We start from the raw sequence: 16,513 nt of genomic DNA, 5'->3' as shown, positions 1-16,513 counted from the left end.
GATGCATTTCAGTATAGATGTGCAAACATCCCGTAAAACCTAATAAAAAAACCGGATCGTCATGCAAAAAGACCCTACCCGCCTCGGCACCCTGAACTGGGACGACCTGAAGTTCTTTCTCGAAGTGGCCCGCACGCGCAAGGCCAGCAGCGCGGCCAAGCGCCTGGGCGTCGACTACACCACGGTATCGCGGCGCATTGCCGCGCTGGAACAGGCGCTCGGTACGCTGCTGTTCGAAAAGTCGCGCACCAGCGGCTTTCTGCTGACCCTAGAAGGCCAGCGTCTGCTGGGCTACGCCGAGTCCATCGAAAGCACCCTGCACATGGCCTGCGAGCAGGTGTCCGGCTCGGGCATGGCGCTGTCGGGCCATGTGCGCATCGGCTGTACCGAAGGCTTCGGCAGCTTCTTCGTCACCCCGCAGCTGAGCCACTTCGTCGACACCTATCCGGCGATTTCCGTCGACATCCTGCCGCTGCCCCACTTCATCAGCCTGTCCAAGCGCGAGGCCGACATCGTCATCGCCCTGGAGCGCCCCGAACACGGCGCCTACGTGTGTTGCAAGCTGTGCGACTACCGCCTGCGCCTGTACGCCACGCCCGACTACCTGGCGCGCCACCGACCGGTGGAAACCCTCGGCGACCTGCGCCAGCACCGCTTCATCAGCTACGTGGAAGACCTCGCCTTCAGCGCCGAGCTGCTCTACCTCAACCACCTGATCCCCGAGGCCCACGCACCGCTGCGCAGCACCAGCGTGATCGCGCAGTACACGGCGGCGGTACAGGGGCACGGGCTGGCGATCCTGCCGTGCTTCATCGCGGCGCAGGATGCGCGGTTGGTGGAGGTGTTGCCGAGGGAGGTGGAGGTGACGCGGCAGTTTTGGATGTACTGTCGGGAGGATTTGCGGAAATTGCGGCGGATCGTGTTGGTGTGGGATTACATACGTGAAGCGATCCAAGCGAACGAAGCACTGTTGGATGGACGCCGCTGTGCGCTGCAGTTTCCAAGGCCTTGATGCCGCCACACGGTCACCCTGAGCCGCATGAGTGGGAAAACTGCACCGCGATCATGGCCATATGCTATAAAACCGCGCGAATCAATACTTAAAACAGCCAGGGAGCTATTGAAATGGGCGCTTTGATCATCGCGTTATGGATTTTTCTATCGATGGGCGTAGGCATGTTGGCCAGCTCCAAGGGCCGTAGCTTCTGGGGCTTTACCTTATTGTCGCTATTCACCTCGCCCCTGCTGGGCTTGATCATTGGTTTGATCGTCAGTGATCTGAACGAGGAGTCGGCTCGCGAAGCGCAGCTTGCCACCGACAACGAGCGCCACCTGGAATCGATCAAGGCCATCGCCCGCTCCAATGCCGGTTCTGCCGCTTCGACGCCATCGATCGCCGACGAACTGGAAAAGCTAGCGGACTTGAAAACACGAGGCGTGCTGACCGAGGACGAGTTCAACAAGCAAAAGCAGGCATTGCTGGGCGCCTGAAGCATCGATAGCGGGTGCCGGCGGTTTCATACGGCCCCACCCGCCTCCAGCATCAACCCACTCAACCGCCTCACCCGCCGATTCACCGCCTCTTCGAACACCCCCACCCGCGGCTCCACCAGGGTGAACCATTGCCGGGCGCGGGTGATGCCGGTGTACACCAGTTCCTTGGTCAGCACCGGGTTGAGTACGTCGGGCAGGATCAGCGCCGTGTGTTCGAACTCCGAGCCTTGCGACTTGTGCACGGTCATCGCGTAGACGGTTTCCGCATCGCTCAGGCGGCTGGGCAGGACCAGGCGCACGCCGCCCTGGCCGTCGTTGCGCGGGAAAGCCACGCGCAGGGTGAGGTGCTGGTTGTGTTCGGATTCGGGCAGGCGCAGGGTCACGCCGATGTCGCCGTTCATCAGGCCTAGGCCATAGTCATTGCGGGTGATCAGCACCGGGCGGCCTTCGTACCATTGGTGGTCGCCCTCGATCAGCCCGGCGCCTTGCAGGGCGCAGGTGGCGCGCTGGTTGACGGCTTCTACGCCCCACGGCCCCTTGCGCACCGCGCAAAGCAGACGAAAGCGGTCGAAGGCCGTCAGGACCTGGCCGGCCCAAGCCAACCAGGCAGGGTCGGCCAGGGGCGTGTCCGCTGCGGGGCGTTGGCGCTGCAGTACATCGAAATAGTGTCGATACCCGCCGGCATTGCCGCGTCCCTGGCCGCTGCCGGTGATCAGCAGGCGGTCGAGCGCGTGGTCCTGCTCGCCGCGCAGGCGGCAACTGACCACATCGATAAGGCTGGTGTCGTTCAGCGCGCGGCGGGCATCGGCGGCGCGCTGTTCGTTCACCGCGCGGGCCAGCTCGCCGATGCCGCTGCCCTCGGCGAAGCGCCGTGAGTGGCGCAGCATCACCAGTTGCTGGGCCAAGGCGTGGCGCTGCGGGTCGCCCTCGCGCAAGCCAGTCGCTTCGAGCGAATGGCCGGCGACCGCTTCCAGCCAGGCCCAGGTAGCCGGGCTGTAGAAGCCGGCTTCGGCGTCGCGGCACAGGTCGCCCAGCACCGCGCCGGCTTCCACCGAGGCCAGTTGGTCCTTGTCGCCGAGCAGCACCAGCCGCGCCCGTGGCGGCAGCGCTTCGAGCAGGTTGGCCATCATCTCCAGGTCGATCATCGAGGCTTCGTCGACCACCAGCACATCCAGCGGCAGCGGATTGCCGCGATGATGGCGGAAATGCCGGGTGCCGGGCCGGCTGCCCAACAGGCGGTGCACGGTGGTCACTTCGGTGGGAATACGCGCCTTGATCGCCGGCGCCACGTCGAGGCTCTGCACCTGGGCGCCGATGGATTCCGTGAGCCGCGCGGCGGCCTTGCCGGTCGGCGCGGCGAGGCGGATGCGCAAAGGCCGATCGGCCTCCACCCGTGGGCCTTGCAGCAGTGCCAGCAGGCGTACCACCGTGGTGGTCTTGCCGGTGCCGGGGCCGCCGGTGATGATGCTCAGCGCCGCGCGGGTGGCCAGGGCGCAGGCCAGCTTCTGCCAGTCGATGCCCGAGGTGGCGGATGCTGGAAACAGACCGGCGAGCCTGGTGGGTAGGTCGTCCGGCACGTCGAAGGGTAAAGCCAGGCGCGTGCGCAGACTGCTTTCCACGGCCCGCTCGTACGTCCAGTAACGGCGCAGGTACAGGCGCTCGCCGCTGAGCACCAGGGGCCGGTCGCTCGGGCCGTGCAGGTCTGGCGCCACCAACGGCGAACGGTTCAGAGCATGGACCCAGTCGGTCAGCGCCAGGCCGGCCATGACGCTGGACGGCAAAACTTCCACCGTCTGGCTGTCCTCGCCCTCGGGCGGTAACGACAGCGCGAAATCGGGCTCGGCCAGGGTCTGTGCCAGGTCAAGGCAGACGTGGCCATGGCCCAGCTGATGGCTGGTCAGGGCAACGGCGAGCAACACCAGCGGCTGTTCGCCCGCCGCTTGCTCATCGAGAAAGCGCACCAGGGCCAGGTCCAGCGCGCGCAGCCAACCACGGCCCACCCAGCGCCTCAGCAGGGCGAACAGGCCTGCGTTGGACGCCAGCGACGGTGCTGTCTGGGCAGCAGGAGGAGTGAACAGGTCGCTCATGGGCGATTCTCCGCGAAAAGATCGACCTGGGCCGCAGTGGCCAAGGTGTGCAGCTTGCCTTGGAACAGCAGGTCGAGCTGTTCGATCAAGGCCTTGGGCGGCCGGCTGAAATACACCCCGCGGCTTCGCGCGCCAAGCCCGCGCAGGAAGATGAACACGGTGCCGCCGATGTGGCGGTCGTAGTCGTAATCGCTCAGGCGCGCCTTGAGCTGGCGATGCAGAGCCAGCAGGTAAAGCACGTATTGCAGGTCGTAGCGGTGCTCGAGAATCGACACCTCCATGGCCGCCATGGAATAGCTGGCGTTGTCCGCACCCAACCAGTTGGACTTGTAGTCCGCCACGTAATAGCGGCCCTCATGCTCGAAACACAGGTCGATGAAGCCTTTGAACAACCCATTGAGCCGACCGCCCTCGGCCGCCGCGCGCGGCGCACCTTGGTGGGTGTACTGGCGCACCAGCGTGTCGAGGCGCACCACATCGACCTCGCGGCTGGCGAACCAGAACTCCATTTCGTAGCGGTAATCGGCCAGGTCGCACAGGCGCACTTCGGCACCCTCGCCCAGCGGCAGCGCAACGCCGAGCATGGCGTTCAACCAGTGCTCCAGGGTCGGTATCCACCCATCCCATCCGCGGGTGGCGCAGCGCCGCGCCACGGCATCGTGCAGCGCCTCGGGCTGGGCGGACAATTGTCCGAACCCTTCGCGCGCAGCCCACTCCAGCAGGCCGTGGAGGAAGGTGCCCGGGTGCGGGCCGCGCGGAAACTGGTGGATCGAGCCTTGGCCGGGCGCCAGTTCGTTGGCGTTGCCCAGCGGCTCGTCGTCGAGCAGGTTCTGCGCGCGCAGGCTGTCGGGCGCCAGTTCGCCGCTGATGCTGTCGGCGATGCGCAGGGCACTGTAGGACGCGATCCACCAGTATTCGGCGGCGCGTCGACCGGGCTCGCGCGCCGGTTGCAGGCGTCGCTCGCTGCGCACTGGGGTGTAGACCCGATCGCTGGTCTCGGGTAGCGGCTGCACCTGTACCGCCGGATTGCTGCCGCGCACCTCGGTCAGCCAAGCGCTCAGGTCAGTGGAAGCCGGCAGTGGCTCCCCACCGCCCAACAGGTAACCCAGAGCCGAACGATGCAGCACCGAGCGGCTCTCGCGGCCGCGCTTCAGGTCCGCAACGCCCAGCCAGCAGGCGTACTGGGCGCGGGTCAGGGCCACGTACAGCAGACGCAGGTCTTCGCCCAGGCGCTCATCGTCGGCGGCGGCGATGACGGTTTCGTCCGGCGTCATGGTCATGCGTAGCTCGCCGCGTTCGTCGTGCCAGCCGACCGGCAAGCGGCTGCCGTCGACCGGGCGGGTGTTGCAGACGAAGGGCAGGAACACCAATGGGTACTCCAGGCCCTTGGACTTGTGGATGGTCACCACCTTGACCAACTGCTCGTCGCTTTCCAGGCGCACCACCTGTTCCTCGCCGCCGTCTGCCTGACTGGTCAGACGTTCCCCCAGATAGCGGATCAAGGCCTGTTCGCCGTCCAGTTCGGCCGAAGCCTGTTGCAACAGTTCGGTCAGGTGCAGCAGGTTGGTCAGCACCCGCTCGCCGTCGGCACGGGCGGTCAGGCGCACCGGCAGCTCGAAGTCGTGCAGCAGCCGGCGCAGCATGCTCAGCACCCCTTGGGTGCGCCACAGCGTGCGATAGTCGCGAAACTGCATGACCCGCGCTTCCCAGGCCAGTTCGTCGCGGTTCAGCGCTTCCAACTCGGCCAGGGGGCGCGCCAGGGTGACGCTGGCCAGGGCGGCACGCAGCAGGCGGTCGGCGTCCGGCTCGGCGCAGGCACGCAGCCAGGCCAGTACGTCCAGGGCTTCCTGGCTGCGGAACACGGACTCCTTGTCGGACAGGTACACGCTGCGCACGCCACGGGCGCGCAACTGGCTGCGAATGGCCTGGGCCTCGCCGCCGTCGCGCACCAGGATGGCGATGTCGGCCGGGGCCAATGGGCGCCGTGCGCCGTTGGTGTCGACGAACCCACACTCGCCGGTCTTGGCCAGCTCCAACAGGCGCACGATCTCGCTGGCGCAGGCCGGTGCTAGCTGGTCGCGGTAGGTGCCTTTGGCCACCGGTTTTTCGCTGGGCAGGGTCCAGAAGGTCAATGCCGCTTGCGCCTGGCCCTGCACGATCAGGGTGTCTTTGCGCCCCTTGGCGGCCACCGACAGGAACGGCACCGGATTGTCCCCGCCCTTGCGGAACAGGAAGGCGCCACGCCCCTCGGGCCGGGCCTCGGCCTGTTCGAACACGCGGTTGACGGCAGAGACCATGGCCTCGGTGGAGCGGAAGTTGGTGCCCAGGCTATGCAAACGGCCGGCACTGGCACGCCGCGCGCGCAGATAAGTGTGGATGTCGGCGCCGCGAAACGCGTAGATGGCCTGCTTGGGGTCGCCGATCAGAAAGATACCCAGGTCCTGGCGGTTCTGTTCGATCTGGTAGATGCGCTCGAAGATGCGGTATTGCACAGGGTCGGTGTCTTGGAACTCGTCGATCAGGGCCACCGGGAACTGCTCGCGGATGATCTGCGCCAGCGCCTCGCCCGCATCGCCACGCAGGGCCGCGTCCAGGCGCAGGAGCATGTCGTCGAAACCCATCTCGGCGCGGCGACGCTTTTCGTTTTCGAAGCGCGTGGAGATCCAGGCAGCGGCATGATCGAGCGCATCCGCGCCAGGGTCGGGCAACTGCTGCAAGCGCTCACGCAAGGTGAGCATGGCCTCCAGTGCGACGTGGCTGGGCGGTGTGCCTTTCCAGGCATCGGCCAGGCCTTGAGGGGTGAGCCGTTCGAAGCCTTTGCCAAGGTCCAGCTGATGGCTGTCCGGATCGGCATGCCATTGGCTCAGTGAATCCAGCCAGGGCTCGACGTAGCGCACTTGCAGCTTGCGTGCGTCGACAGTCTTGTCGGCAATGCCCTGCATCAGCAGTGCGCGCAGCTCCTCGATCCAAGCGCCCCAAGGCTGCTTGATGCTGGCCAAGGCTTCCTGCCGTCGGTGCAGACCACCTTCGATGTGTTGCGCGGGATGGGCGTCGTCTTCCAGTGGCCCGGCGCTGCCGAGCAAGCCTTTGGCACGCGCCAGCAGATGCGCGGGTGACTGCCAGTGCTCGCGCACCCAGGCCAGGGTCTCGCCCAGCATGCCGTAGCAGAATTGCCGCCAGTAATCGCGGGCGACTTCGTTGAGCAACTCGCTGTGGTCGGTTTCCAGGCTTTGCGTGAACAGGCTGCCGCTGTCCAAAGCGTGCTCACGCAGCATGCGCTGGCACCAACCATGGATGGTCGACACCGCGGCTTCGTCCATCCACTGGGCGGCGGCGTCCAGTTTGCTGGCGTAGAGTGGCCAAGTATCGCTGGGATAGTCGTCGCGCAACTCGGCGACCAATGCGTCGGGCGCGGCGATCTCGTCACGGAAGAACTGCGCCGCCTGGGCCAGGCGCGCGCGGATGCGGTCGCGCAGCTCTTTAGTGGCTGCGTCGGTGAAGGTCACCACGAGGATCTGCGGGGGCAGCAATTCACGGCCAAAGCCGCTGTCGTCCAGGCCATGACCCAGGATCAGACGTAGGTAGAGGGCCGAGATGGTGAAAGTCTTGCCGGTGCCGGCGCTGGCTTCGATCAGTTGGCTGCCGCGCAACGGGAAGGTCAAGGCAAGGGGGCGGCTGGCGGCTTCGCTCATCGCTTGGTCTCCTGGGCTTGCAGGTCAGCCCATGGGGCCTCGAACAACGGTTGGTAGAGCGCCTGCACCCAGCCTTCGAACGATTCGTCGGCCGTCAGTACAGCGAAATCCGGATACTGCCGGGCCAGAGCCATGTCGCGGGCACGCTCGCCAGCATCGCCTTGGCTGAATTCGGAACCTTCATACGTGACTTGGGCAGCTTTCAGGCCAGCTTCCCGATCCTTGCCAGCGAGGAATGCGAACGCGGTGCGCGGCGCGACCGGCAAAGGCTCGGCCATGCCTTGCCGCCAGGCCAGAAGCAAATCGCTCAGCGCGCTACTGGCCATGTCGGCACTCAGCGGCGGCAGCAACAAGGTGGTGTCGGTCGCGACTACCGCTGTGTGCAACGGCAAACACTGTGCACAGGCCATGAGGTGATGCACCCAACTGTCGATCAAGCGCGGCCACTTGCGCCCGCTGCGGGTGTTGATCGCATTGGCCAGCAAGGTGACGCGCAGCAGGCCGCCGTCGCTCGCTTCGTGCAGGTTCGCGAGCCAGCCTTCGACTTCAATCCCATGGGCAGCGAAATACAGAGGCAAGGCACTCTCTACCGGGATGGGCCAACGCACTCGCAAGGCTTGGTAACGGCCGATGAGGTCTGGCAGCGGCGCGATCAGTTCGGCTTGCAGCGACTCGCCAAAGCCGGCCATGGGCAGACGACCGGTGGCCTGGAGCCTGTTGGCCTGATTGCGCAGGCGGACATCGAGTTCGCCATCACCGCCTTTGAGCGCAGCTTCCAACAGATCGGTGCTCAAGTTGTAGTGCTGCAACCCATCGAGCGTAAAGGGTTCGGCCTCTTCGAGGGCCCCTTGTACCTGTTCGAAATGCACCTTCAGGCGCTGGGTGTAGAAATGCTTCACTGGGTTGCGCAGGAAGTTGGTCAGCACCTCGATCGCCAATGGCCCGTCTGGTTGGAACGGTTGCAGGCGATCGAATGGCATTTGTGCTGCGCAAGGCTCATGCACGGCCTGCCATTCACGGGCATAACTGAACAGAGCCGACGTACCTGCTTGGAAGTAGCGAATGCTAAAGGGCTGCAAGGGATGCTCCAGCGTCAGCGCGTGAAGCAACGCCTGACCACCGTCTGACGATTCGGTGTCGGGCATGTCGCCGAGTAAGCGCCATCCGGCAGCCAAGTGGTCGCGCAACTGTCCAACCAGCACCGAAGGTGGGCGCTCGGTATTGTCGCGGATACTGCGACCTACCCAACTGATGTACAGGTGGTTGCGCGCCGACAGCACGGCTTCGAGCATCAGATAGCGGTCGTCTTCCCGCCGGGAGCGGTCGCCGGGGCGGTAATCGGCGGCCATCAAGTCGAAATCCAGCGGCGGTTGCGCGCGCGGATAGTCGCCGTCGTTCATGCCCAGCAGGCAGACCATCTCGAAGGGAATGGCGCGCATCGGCATGAGCGTGCAGAAATTCACCGAACCTGCGAGGAAGCGCTGGTTCAAGCCGCCTTGGTCGAGCCCGGCCAGCCAGGCTTCGCGTACCACCGTCAACGGCAGTGGCTCTTCGAGCTCGACCGAGGCGCAGGTTTGCAGCCATTGATCGCGCAGTTCGTCGAGCTGGATCAGCAGGTATTCGGTGTGCTCGTCCTCGGGTTTGAAGAAGTCGTTGACCAAGCCTTGCAAACGCTGACCCCAGGCAGCCGGGGCGGCAGGTTCGAGCAGGGCTTGGTACCAGTGATCGAGGCGGTCGATCAAAGCGAACAATGGTCCTACCAATGCGGCGTCCAGGCCCCCTACTTCGTCGTAGGGCTCTACCCCCGCGAAACCCTCGCCGCTGCCTACGGCATAGCCCAGCAGCATGCGTCGCAAGCCAAAGCGCCAGCTGTTCTGCTCCATACTGGCAGGCAGCCCCAGCGCTGTGCGCTGCCGCGCATCCAGCCCCCAGCGCACGCCTGCGCCCTCGATCCAACGGTGCAGAACGGCCAAGGATTGCTCTGGGATGTCGAACCGGGCACGGATGGCGGGCACGTCCAACAAGTCGAGTATTTCGCCGACGGCGAAACGGCTGTCGGGCAATTGCAGCAGGTGTTCCAGGGCGATGAGCAACGGATCGCGACCGCGCTGGAGTTGGTCGTTCAGGGTGAACGGGATGAAGCGTTTATCTTCGCGCGGCACTTGGCCGAACACTGCGCGAATGTGTGGCGCATAGCCGTTGATGTCCGGGACCATGACGATGATGTCCCGGGGGTTGAGCGCAGGGTTGCGGGAAAAATGTTCGAGCAGTTGGTCGTGCAGCACTTCCACTTCGCGTTGGGCGCTGTGGGCGATGTGGAAACGGATCGAATCATCGGTGGCAGGATCGACGGGTTGCCAGACCTCGCGGGTTTCGGCGAGCGGACGCAGTTCGAGGATGTCGTCCTGCAACTGGTTGAGCAGGGCTTGCGCCGGCTCGTCGCTGTACAGGTCGATCTTGCCGTCGCTGAACGCCCCGCGGTAGCTGTCCGGCTGGTCGAATTCGTCCAGCAGAGCGATGTAATCGCGGCCTTGCTTGCCCCATGCGGCGAGTAACGGTTGCGCGTGCTGGTGCAGGCTGGTGGCATCGAGCTGCAGCGGTATGCCTGGCTTGCGGTTCTGGCGGCGGTACTCGCGACGCAGCAGATCCTTGTCGGCGACGATGTCGGCCCAGTGGTGGCGGCAAGGGTTGTGCACGCACAACAGGACCTGGGTGAATCGAGACAACCCGGCCAGCGCATGCAGCACTTGGGCGGGCAGCGACGAGATGCCGAACACGATCACCCGGCTAGGTAGCCCGGCAGGAGCGGTCTGTGCGGTCTCGATGCTATGCATGTAGCGCTGATGCACGCCGGCTCGGCTCTGCGCCATACCTTCGGTACCGACATCCTGCAGCAAGGCTTGCCACAGCGCGGCTTGCCATTGGTTGCCTTCGGCAAGCGGACGAAGCTCGTCACGCCCGCTGCGCAGCTGGTAACGGCCTTCGGCCCAATCTTCCAGCCAATCGGCGCGATACACCTGGTACTGGTCGAAAAGATCGGCCAGACGCTGGGACAGTTGATAGCGCTTGCGCATGTCCCGGTCGTCGTTGAGAAAACGTGCAAGGGGGGCGAACAGCGGTTGCTGGATGAGTATGGGCAGTAGCCGCATCAAGCGCCAAGTCAAAGGGCCTTTGTCGAGTACCGAGATTTCCGGGATCTCCGAGCGGCCCAGTACGGATCGATACAGACGCCAAAGAAAGCTGCCGGGCAATTGCACATCGATCGCAGCGGCCACACCGCAGCCGCCGTCGTCGGCGTCTGCGGCCAAAGCCATTTTCAGCCACTGGGCGATACCGTTGCTCTGCACCAGGACCACTTCATTTTCCAGCGGCCGTAACGGATACAGACGCATCCATTCCACCACCAGGTTGCGCAGGTCGTCCGAGCGGTTGCCGTGGATGACCATGAAACCGGGGGTGATGGACTCGGACTGAGACATAGGGCTACCTGGGCTTTTCGAGAGGAAACGATGCCATCTGACTGGGGATGCCGCAACTTGGAAGCGAAATGCAAGTGTCAGCTGATTTTGCAGCGCGCAGAAAAGACAAAACCCCTACCTGCTCGCGCAGATAGGGGTTTTGCGAAATGAATCTTGACGATGACCTACTCTCACATGGGGAAACCCCACACTACCATCGGCGATGCATCGTTTCACTGCTGAGTTCGGGATGGGATCAGGTGGTTCCAATGCTCTATGGTCGTCAAGAAATTCGGTTGCCGGTACGTCGTTGCCGACGGGCCAGCCAATTCGGATATGTGATGATCTGTGTGCGAATCTTCGGCGATGCGTCTTGCACCCAACCTGCGTCTTGGCAGATTGCTTGGGTGTTATATGGTCAAGCCTCACGGGCAATTAGTATTGGTTAGCTCAACGCCTCACAGCGCTTACACACCCAACCTATCAACGTCGTAGTCTTCGACGGCCCTTTAGGGGATTCAAGATCCCAGTGAGATCTCATCTTGAGGCAAGTTTCCCGCTTAGATGCTTTCAGCGGTTATCTCTTCCGAACATAGCTACCCGGCAATGCCACTGGCGTGACAACCGGAACACCAGAGGTTCGTCCACTCCGGTCCTCTCGTACTAGGAGCAGCCCCTCTCAAATCTCAAACGTCCACGGCAGATAGGGACCGAACTGTCTCACGACGTTCTAAACCCAGCTCGCGTACCACTTTAAATGGCGAACAGCCATACCCTTGGGACCGGCTTCAGCCCCAGGATGTGATGAGCCGACATCGAGGTGCCAAACACCGCCGTCGATATGAACTCTTGGGCGGTATCAGCCTGTTATCCCCGGAGTACCTTTTATCCGTTGAGCGATGGCCCTTCCATACAGAACCACCGGATCACTAAGACCTACTTTCGTACCTGCTCGACGTGTGGGTCTCGCAGTCAAGCGCGCTTTTGCCTTTATACTCTACGACCGATTTCCGACCGGTCTGAGCGCACCTTCGTACTCCTCCGTTACTCTTTGGGAGGAGACCGCCCCAGTCAAACTACCCACCATACACTGTCCTCGATCCGGATGACGGACCTGAGTTAGAACCTCAAAGTTGCCAGGGTGGTATTTCAAGGATGGCTCCATGAGGACTGGCGTCCCCACTTCAAAGCCTCCCACCTATCCTACACAAGCAAATTCAAAGTCCAGTGCAAAGCTATAGTAAAGGTTCACGGGGTCTTTCCGTCTAGCCGCGGATACACTGCATCTTCACAGCGATTTCAATTTCACTGAGTCTCGGGTGGAGACAGCGCCGCCATCGTTACGCCATTCGTGCAGGTCGGAACTTACCCGACAAGGAATTTCGCTACCTTAGGACCGTTATAGTTACGGCCGCCGTTTACCGGGGCTTCGATCAAGAGCTTCGCTTGCGCTAACCCCATCAATTAACCTTCCGGCACCGGGCAGGCGTCACACCCTATACGTCCACTTTCGTGTTTGCAGAGTGCTGTGTTTTTAATAAACAGTCGCAGCGGCCTGGTATCTTCGACCGGCATGAGCTTACGGAGCAAGTCCTTCACCCTCACCGGCGCACCTTCTCCCGAAGTTACGGTGCCATTTTGCCTAGTTCCTTCACCCGAGTTCTCTCAAGCGCCTTGGTATTCTCTACCCAACCACCTGTGTCGGTTTGGGGTACGGTTCCCAGTTATCTGAAGCTTAGGAGCTTTTCTTGGAAGCATGGCATCAACCACTTCGTCGCCTAAAGGCAACTCGTCATCAGCTCTCGGCCTTGAGATCCCGGATTTGCCTAAGATCTCAGCCTACCACCTTAAACTTGGACAACCAACGCCAAGCTGGCCTAGCCTTCTCCGTCCCTCCATCGCAATAACTGCAAGTACAGGAATATTAACCTGTTTTCCATCGACTACGCTTTTCAGCCTCGCCTTAGGGACCGACTAACCCTGCGTCGATTAACGTTGCGCAGGAAACCTTGGTCTTTCGGCGTGCGAGTTTTTCACTCGCATTGTCGTTACTCATGTCAGCATTCGCACTTCTGATACCTCCAGCAAGCTTCTCAACTCACCTTCACAGGCTTACAGAACGCTCCTCTACCGCATCACCAGAGGTGATACCCGTAGCTTCGGTACCTGGTTTGAGCCCCGTTACATCTTCCGCGCAGGCCGACTCGACTAGTGAGCTATTACGCTTTCTTTAAAGGGTGGCTGCTTCTAAGCCAACCTCCTAGCTGTCTAAGCCTTCCCACATCGTTTCCCACTTAACCAGGATTTTGGGACCTTAGCTGACGGTCTGGGTTGTTTCCCTTTTCACGACGGACGTTAGCACCCGCCGTGTGTCTCCCATGCTCGGCACTTGTAGGTATTCGGAGTTTGCATCGGTTTGGTAAGTCGGGATGACCCCCTAGCCGAAACAGTGCTCTACCCCCTACAGTGATACATGAGGCGCTACCTAAATAGCTTTCGAGGAGAACCAGCTATCTCCGAGCTTGATTAGCCTTTCACTCCGATCCACAGGTCATCCGCTAACTTTTCAACGGTAGTCGGTTCGGTCCTCCAGTCAGTGTTACCTAACCTTCAACCTGCCCATGGATAGATCGCCCGGTTTCGGGTCTATACCCAGCGACTAAACGCCCTATTAAGACTCGCTTTCGCTACGCCTCCCCTATTCGGTTAAGCTCGCCACTGAATATAAGTCGCTGACCCATTATACAAAAGGTACGCAGTCACCTAACAAAGTAGGCTCCCACTGCTTGTACGCATACGGTTTCAGGATCTATTTCACTCCCCTCTCCGGGGTTCTTTTCGCCTTTCCCTCACGGTACTGGTTCACTATCGGTCAGTCAGTAGTATTTAGCCTTGGAGGATGGTCCCCCCATATTCAGACAAAGTTTCTCGTGCTCCGTCCTACTCGATTTCATTGATAAGAGCGTTTCGTGTACGGGGCTATCACCCACTATGGCCGCACTTTCCAGAGCGTTCCACTACTCTCAAACCAACTTAAGGGCTGGTCCCCGTTCGCTCGCCACTACTAAGGGAATCTCGGTTGATTTCTTTTCCTCAGGGTACTTAGATGTTTCAGTTCCCCTGGTTCGCCTCTTGCACCTATGTATTCAGTACAAGATAACCAGCTTGTGCTGGTTGGGTTCCCCCATTCAGAGATCTCTGGATCACAGTCTGTTTGCCGACTCCCCAAAGCTTATCGCAGGCTACCACGTCTTTCATCGCCTCTGACTGCCAAGGCATCCACCGTATGCGCTTCTTCACTTGACCATATAACCCCAAGCAATCTGGTTATACTATGAAGACGACATTCGCCGAAAATTCGCATGTTGCGCTCTCGCGCAGAACTCACAAATTTTACCTTAGCCTGATCACCACCAGTGAAAGTGGCCATCAGTCTATTTCTATCACATATCCGAATTTTTAAAGAACGATCTGACAAAAGTCAGAAATCAACATTCAGCGCACCCGATGACCTGGGTGGAATGTTCATTTCTAAGTTCTGAACAGCAAACGATGCTAAAAGGTGGTGGAGCCAAGCGGGATCGAACCGCTGACCTCCTGCGTGCAAGGCAGGCGCTCTCCCAGCTGAGCTATGGCCCCAGAAGCTGGTAGGTCTGGGCAGATTTGAACTGCCGACCTCACCCTTATCAGGGGTGCGCTCTAACCAACTGAGCTACAGACCTATAACAGGGTCGCGTTACAGCATCGTCTTCGTACAATGAATCAAGCAATTCGTGTGGGAGCTCATCAGCAGGCTGATGTCGTCGATTAAGGAGGTGATCCAGCCGCAGGTTCCCCTACGGCTACCTTGTTACGACTTCACCCCAGTCATGAATCACACCGTGGTAACCGTCCCCCCGAAGGTTAGACTAGCTACTTCTGGTGCAACCCACTCCCATGGTGTGACGGGCGGTGTGTACAAGGCCCGGGAACGTATTCACCGTGACATTCTGATTCACGATTACTAGCGATTCCGACTTCACGCAGTCGAGTTGCAGACTGCGATCCGGACTACGATCGGTTTTGTGAGATTAGCTCCACCTCGCGGCTTGGCAACCCTCTGTACCGACCATTGTAGCACGTGTGTAGCCCAGGCCGTAAGGGCCATGATGACTTGACGTCATCCCCACCTTCCTCCGGTTTGTCACCGGCAGTCTCCTTAGAGTGCCCACCATAACGTGCTGGTAACTAAGGACAAGGGTTGCGCTCGTTACGGGACTTAACCCAACATCTCACGACACGAGCTGACGACAGCCATGCAGCACCTGTGTCAGAGTTCCCGAAGGCACCGATCCATCTCTGGAACGTTCTCTGCATGTCAAGGCCTGGTAAGGTTCTTCGCGTTGCTTCGAATTAAACCACATGCTCCACCGCTTGTGCGGGCCCCCGTCAATTCATTTGAGTTTTAACCTTGCGGCCGTACTCCCCAGGCGGTCAACTTAATGCGTTAGCTGCGCCACTAAAATCTCAAGGATTCCAACGGCTAGTTGACATCGTTTACGGCGTGGACTACCAGGGTATCTAATCCTGTTTGCTCCCCACGCTTTCGCACCTCAGTGTCAGTATCAGTCCAGGTGGTCGCCTTCGCCACTGGTGTTCCTTCCTATATCTACGCATTTCACCGCTACACAGGAAATTCCACCACCCTCTACCATACTCTAGCTTGCCAGTTTTGGATGCAGTTCCCAGGTTGAGCCCGGGGCTTTCACATCCAACTTAACAAACCACCTACGCGCGCTTTACGCCCAGTAATTCCGATTAACGCTTGCACCCTCTGTATTACCGCGGCTGCTGGCACAGAGTTAGCCGGTGCTTATTCTGTCGGTAACGTCAAAACAACCAGGTATTCGCTAGCTGCCCTTCCTCCCAACTTAAAGTGCTTTACAATCCGAAGACCTTCTTCACACACGCGGCATGGCTGGATCAGGCTTTCGCCCATTGTCCAATATTCCCCACTGCTGCCTCCCGTAGGAGTCTGGACCGTGTCTCAGTTCCAGTGTGACTGATCATCCTCTCAGACCAGTTACGGATCGTCGCCTTGGTGAGCCATTACCTCACCAACAAGCTAATCCGACCTAGGCTCATCTGATAGCGCAAGGCCCGAAGGTCCCCTGCTTTCTCCCGTAGGACGTATGCGGTATTAGCGTTCCTTTCGAAACGTTGTCCCCCACTACCAGGCAGATTCCTAGGCATTACTCACCCGTCCGCCGCTGAATCGAAGAGCAAGCTCTTCTCATCCGCTCGACTTGCATGTGTTAGGCCTGCCGCCAGCGTTCAATCTGAGCCATGATCAAACTCTTCAGTTCAATACTGCTTGGGTTTTTAAGAAACCCTAAACTTGGCTCAGCAATCTCAAATGACTATGTGATTTCTCGCATGGTCACTTGTGATGCTGATAATCTTGGTGACTATCAGTCCGTACTCACAAGCACCCACACGAATTGCTTGATTCAAATTGTTAAAGAGCGGTTGGTTGAGCCTTTCGTCTCAACCGAGGCGCGCATTCTACGCTGCCCTCAGTGTCTGTCAAGTGTTTATTTTGAAGTGTTTTGCGAGAATCTCGTTCAACTTCAACCACTTGGCTCGCTGCGATCTCTCGTAGCGGGAGGCGAATCATACAGCGTTACAACCTGCTGTCAACTGCCTTTTTTCACCGCTGCCGATCAGTAGATCGAAACGCTCCCGGCCTTCAGAAAACGTTCAACTCATTGAATCTCAAGGAGTTTTCCGTTCCGTTTGCCCC

The 16,513-nt window shown here is 60.5% G+C and carries 5 protein-coding genes, 2 tRNA genes and 3 rRNA genes; 2 read left to right on the top strand and 8 right to left on the bottom strand.

Annotation, left to right across the window (positions count from 1 at the left end; translation table 11 throughout):
* Positions 1 to 61: 61 nt before the first annotated feature.
* Entirely contained in the window at positions 62 to 1,012 is a 951-nt protein-coding gene (locus tag AA0Z93_RS10430; protein ID WP_413049003.1) for a LysR family transcriptional regulator, read from the top strand.
* Between the two features lie 113 nt (positions 1,013 to 1,125).
* Positions 1,126 to 1,491 (top strand): SHOCT domain-containing protein, encoded by a 366-nt coding sequence (locus AA0Z93_RS10425; RefSeq protein WP_413049004.1) that lies wholly within the window; start codon positions 1,126 to 1,128, stop codon positions 1,489 to 1,491.
* Positions 1,492 to 1,517: 26 nt separating this feature from the next.
* Here the strand turns inward: AA0Z93_RS10425 and recD are convergent, their stop codons facing one another.
* The 8 genes from recD to AA0Z93_RS10385 all read right to left on the bottom strand — a co-directional run bounded on the left by recD (position 1,518) and on the right by AA0Z93_RS10385 (position 16,076).
* Positions 1,518 to 3,581: an exodeoxyribonuclease V subunit alpha gene (recD, locus tag AA0Z93_RS10420; RefSeq protein ID WP_413049005.1), complete on the bottom strand. Its 2,064-nt coding sequence runs from the start codon at positions 3,579 to 3,581 to the stop codon at positions 1,518 to 1,520.
* On the bottom strand, positions 3,578 to 7,273 hold the full coding sequence (gene recB / locus AA0Z93_RS10415) for an exodeoxyribonuclease V subunit beta (protein ID WP_413049006.1): 3,696 nt from the start codon (positions 7,271 to 7,273) through the stop codon (positions 3,578 to 3,580). Before recB ends, recD begins: the two co-directional genes overlap by 4 nt.
* Entirely contained in the window at positions 7,270 to 10,752 is a 3,483-nt protein-coding gene (gene recC / locus AA0Z93_RS10410; RefSeq protein ID WP_413049007.1) for an exodeoxyribonuclease V subunit gamma, read from the bottom strand. The genes recB and recC overlap by 4 nt, the downstream gene beginning before the upstream one ends.
* A gap of 151 nt (positions 10,753 to 10,903) precedes the next feature.
* Positions 10,904 to 11,019: ribosomal RNA gene (gene rrf, locus AA0Z93_RS10405) — 5S ribosomal RNA — on the bottom strand.
* Between the two features lie 126 nt (positions 11,020 to 11,145).
* Positions 11,146 to 14,037 (bottom strand): 23S ribosomal RNA (locus tag AA0Z93_RS10400).
* Positions 14,038 to 14,294: 257 nt separating this feature from the next.
* Positions 14,295 to 14,370: transfer RNA gene (locus AA0Z93_RS10395), tRNA-Ala, on the bottom strand.
* Between the two features lie 6 nt (positions 14,371 to 14,376).
* Positions 14,377 to 14,453, bottom strand: a tRNA-Ile gene (locus AA0Z93_RS10390).
* 86 nt (positions 14,454 to 14,539) lie between these two features.
* Positions 14,540 to 16,076, bottom strand: a 16S ribosomal RNA gene (locus AA0Z93_RS10385).
* Together the 16S, 23S and 5S rRNA genes with 2 tRNA genes alongside form the textbook arrangement of a ribosomal RNA operon.
* Positions 16,077 to 16,513 lie beyond the last annotated feature (437 nt).

The sequence above is a fragment of the Pseudomonas phoenicis genome, from assembly GCF_047302395.1.
GTDB lineage: Bacteria > Pseudomonadota > Gammaproteobacteria > Pseudomonadales > Pseudomonadaceae > Aquipseudomonas.
The sequence above is the reverse complement of the archived record's forward strand: the minus strand, read 5'-3'. Positions and strand labels throughout refer to the sequence as shown.

What these genes read in the sequence shown, in the direction of transcription:
- recD (WP_413049005.1), bottom strand. Translation starts at nt 3,581, where the DNA reads ATGAGCGACCTGTTCACTCCTCCTGCTGCCCAGACAGCACCGTCGCTG.
- recC (WP_413049007.1), bottom strand. Translation starts at nt 10,752, where the DNA reads ATGTCTCAGTCCGAGTCCATCACCCCCGGTTTCATGGTCATCCACGGC.
- AA0Z93_RS10425 (WP_413049004.1), top strand. Translation starts at nt 1,126, where the DNA reads ATGGGCGCTTTGATCATCGCGTTATGGATTTTTCTATCGATGGGCGTA.
- recB (WP_413049006.1), bottom strand. Translation starts at nt 7,273, where the DNA reads ATGAGCGAAGCCGCCAGCCGCCCCCTTGCCTTGACCTTCCCGTTGCGC.
- AA0Z93_RS10430 (WP_413049003.1), top strand. Translation starts at nt 62, where the DNA reads ATGCAAAAAGACCCTACCCGCCTCGGCACCCTGAACTGGGACGACCTG.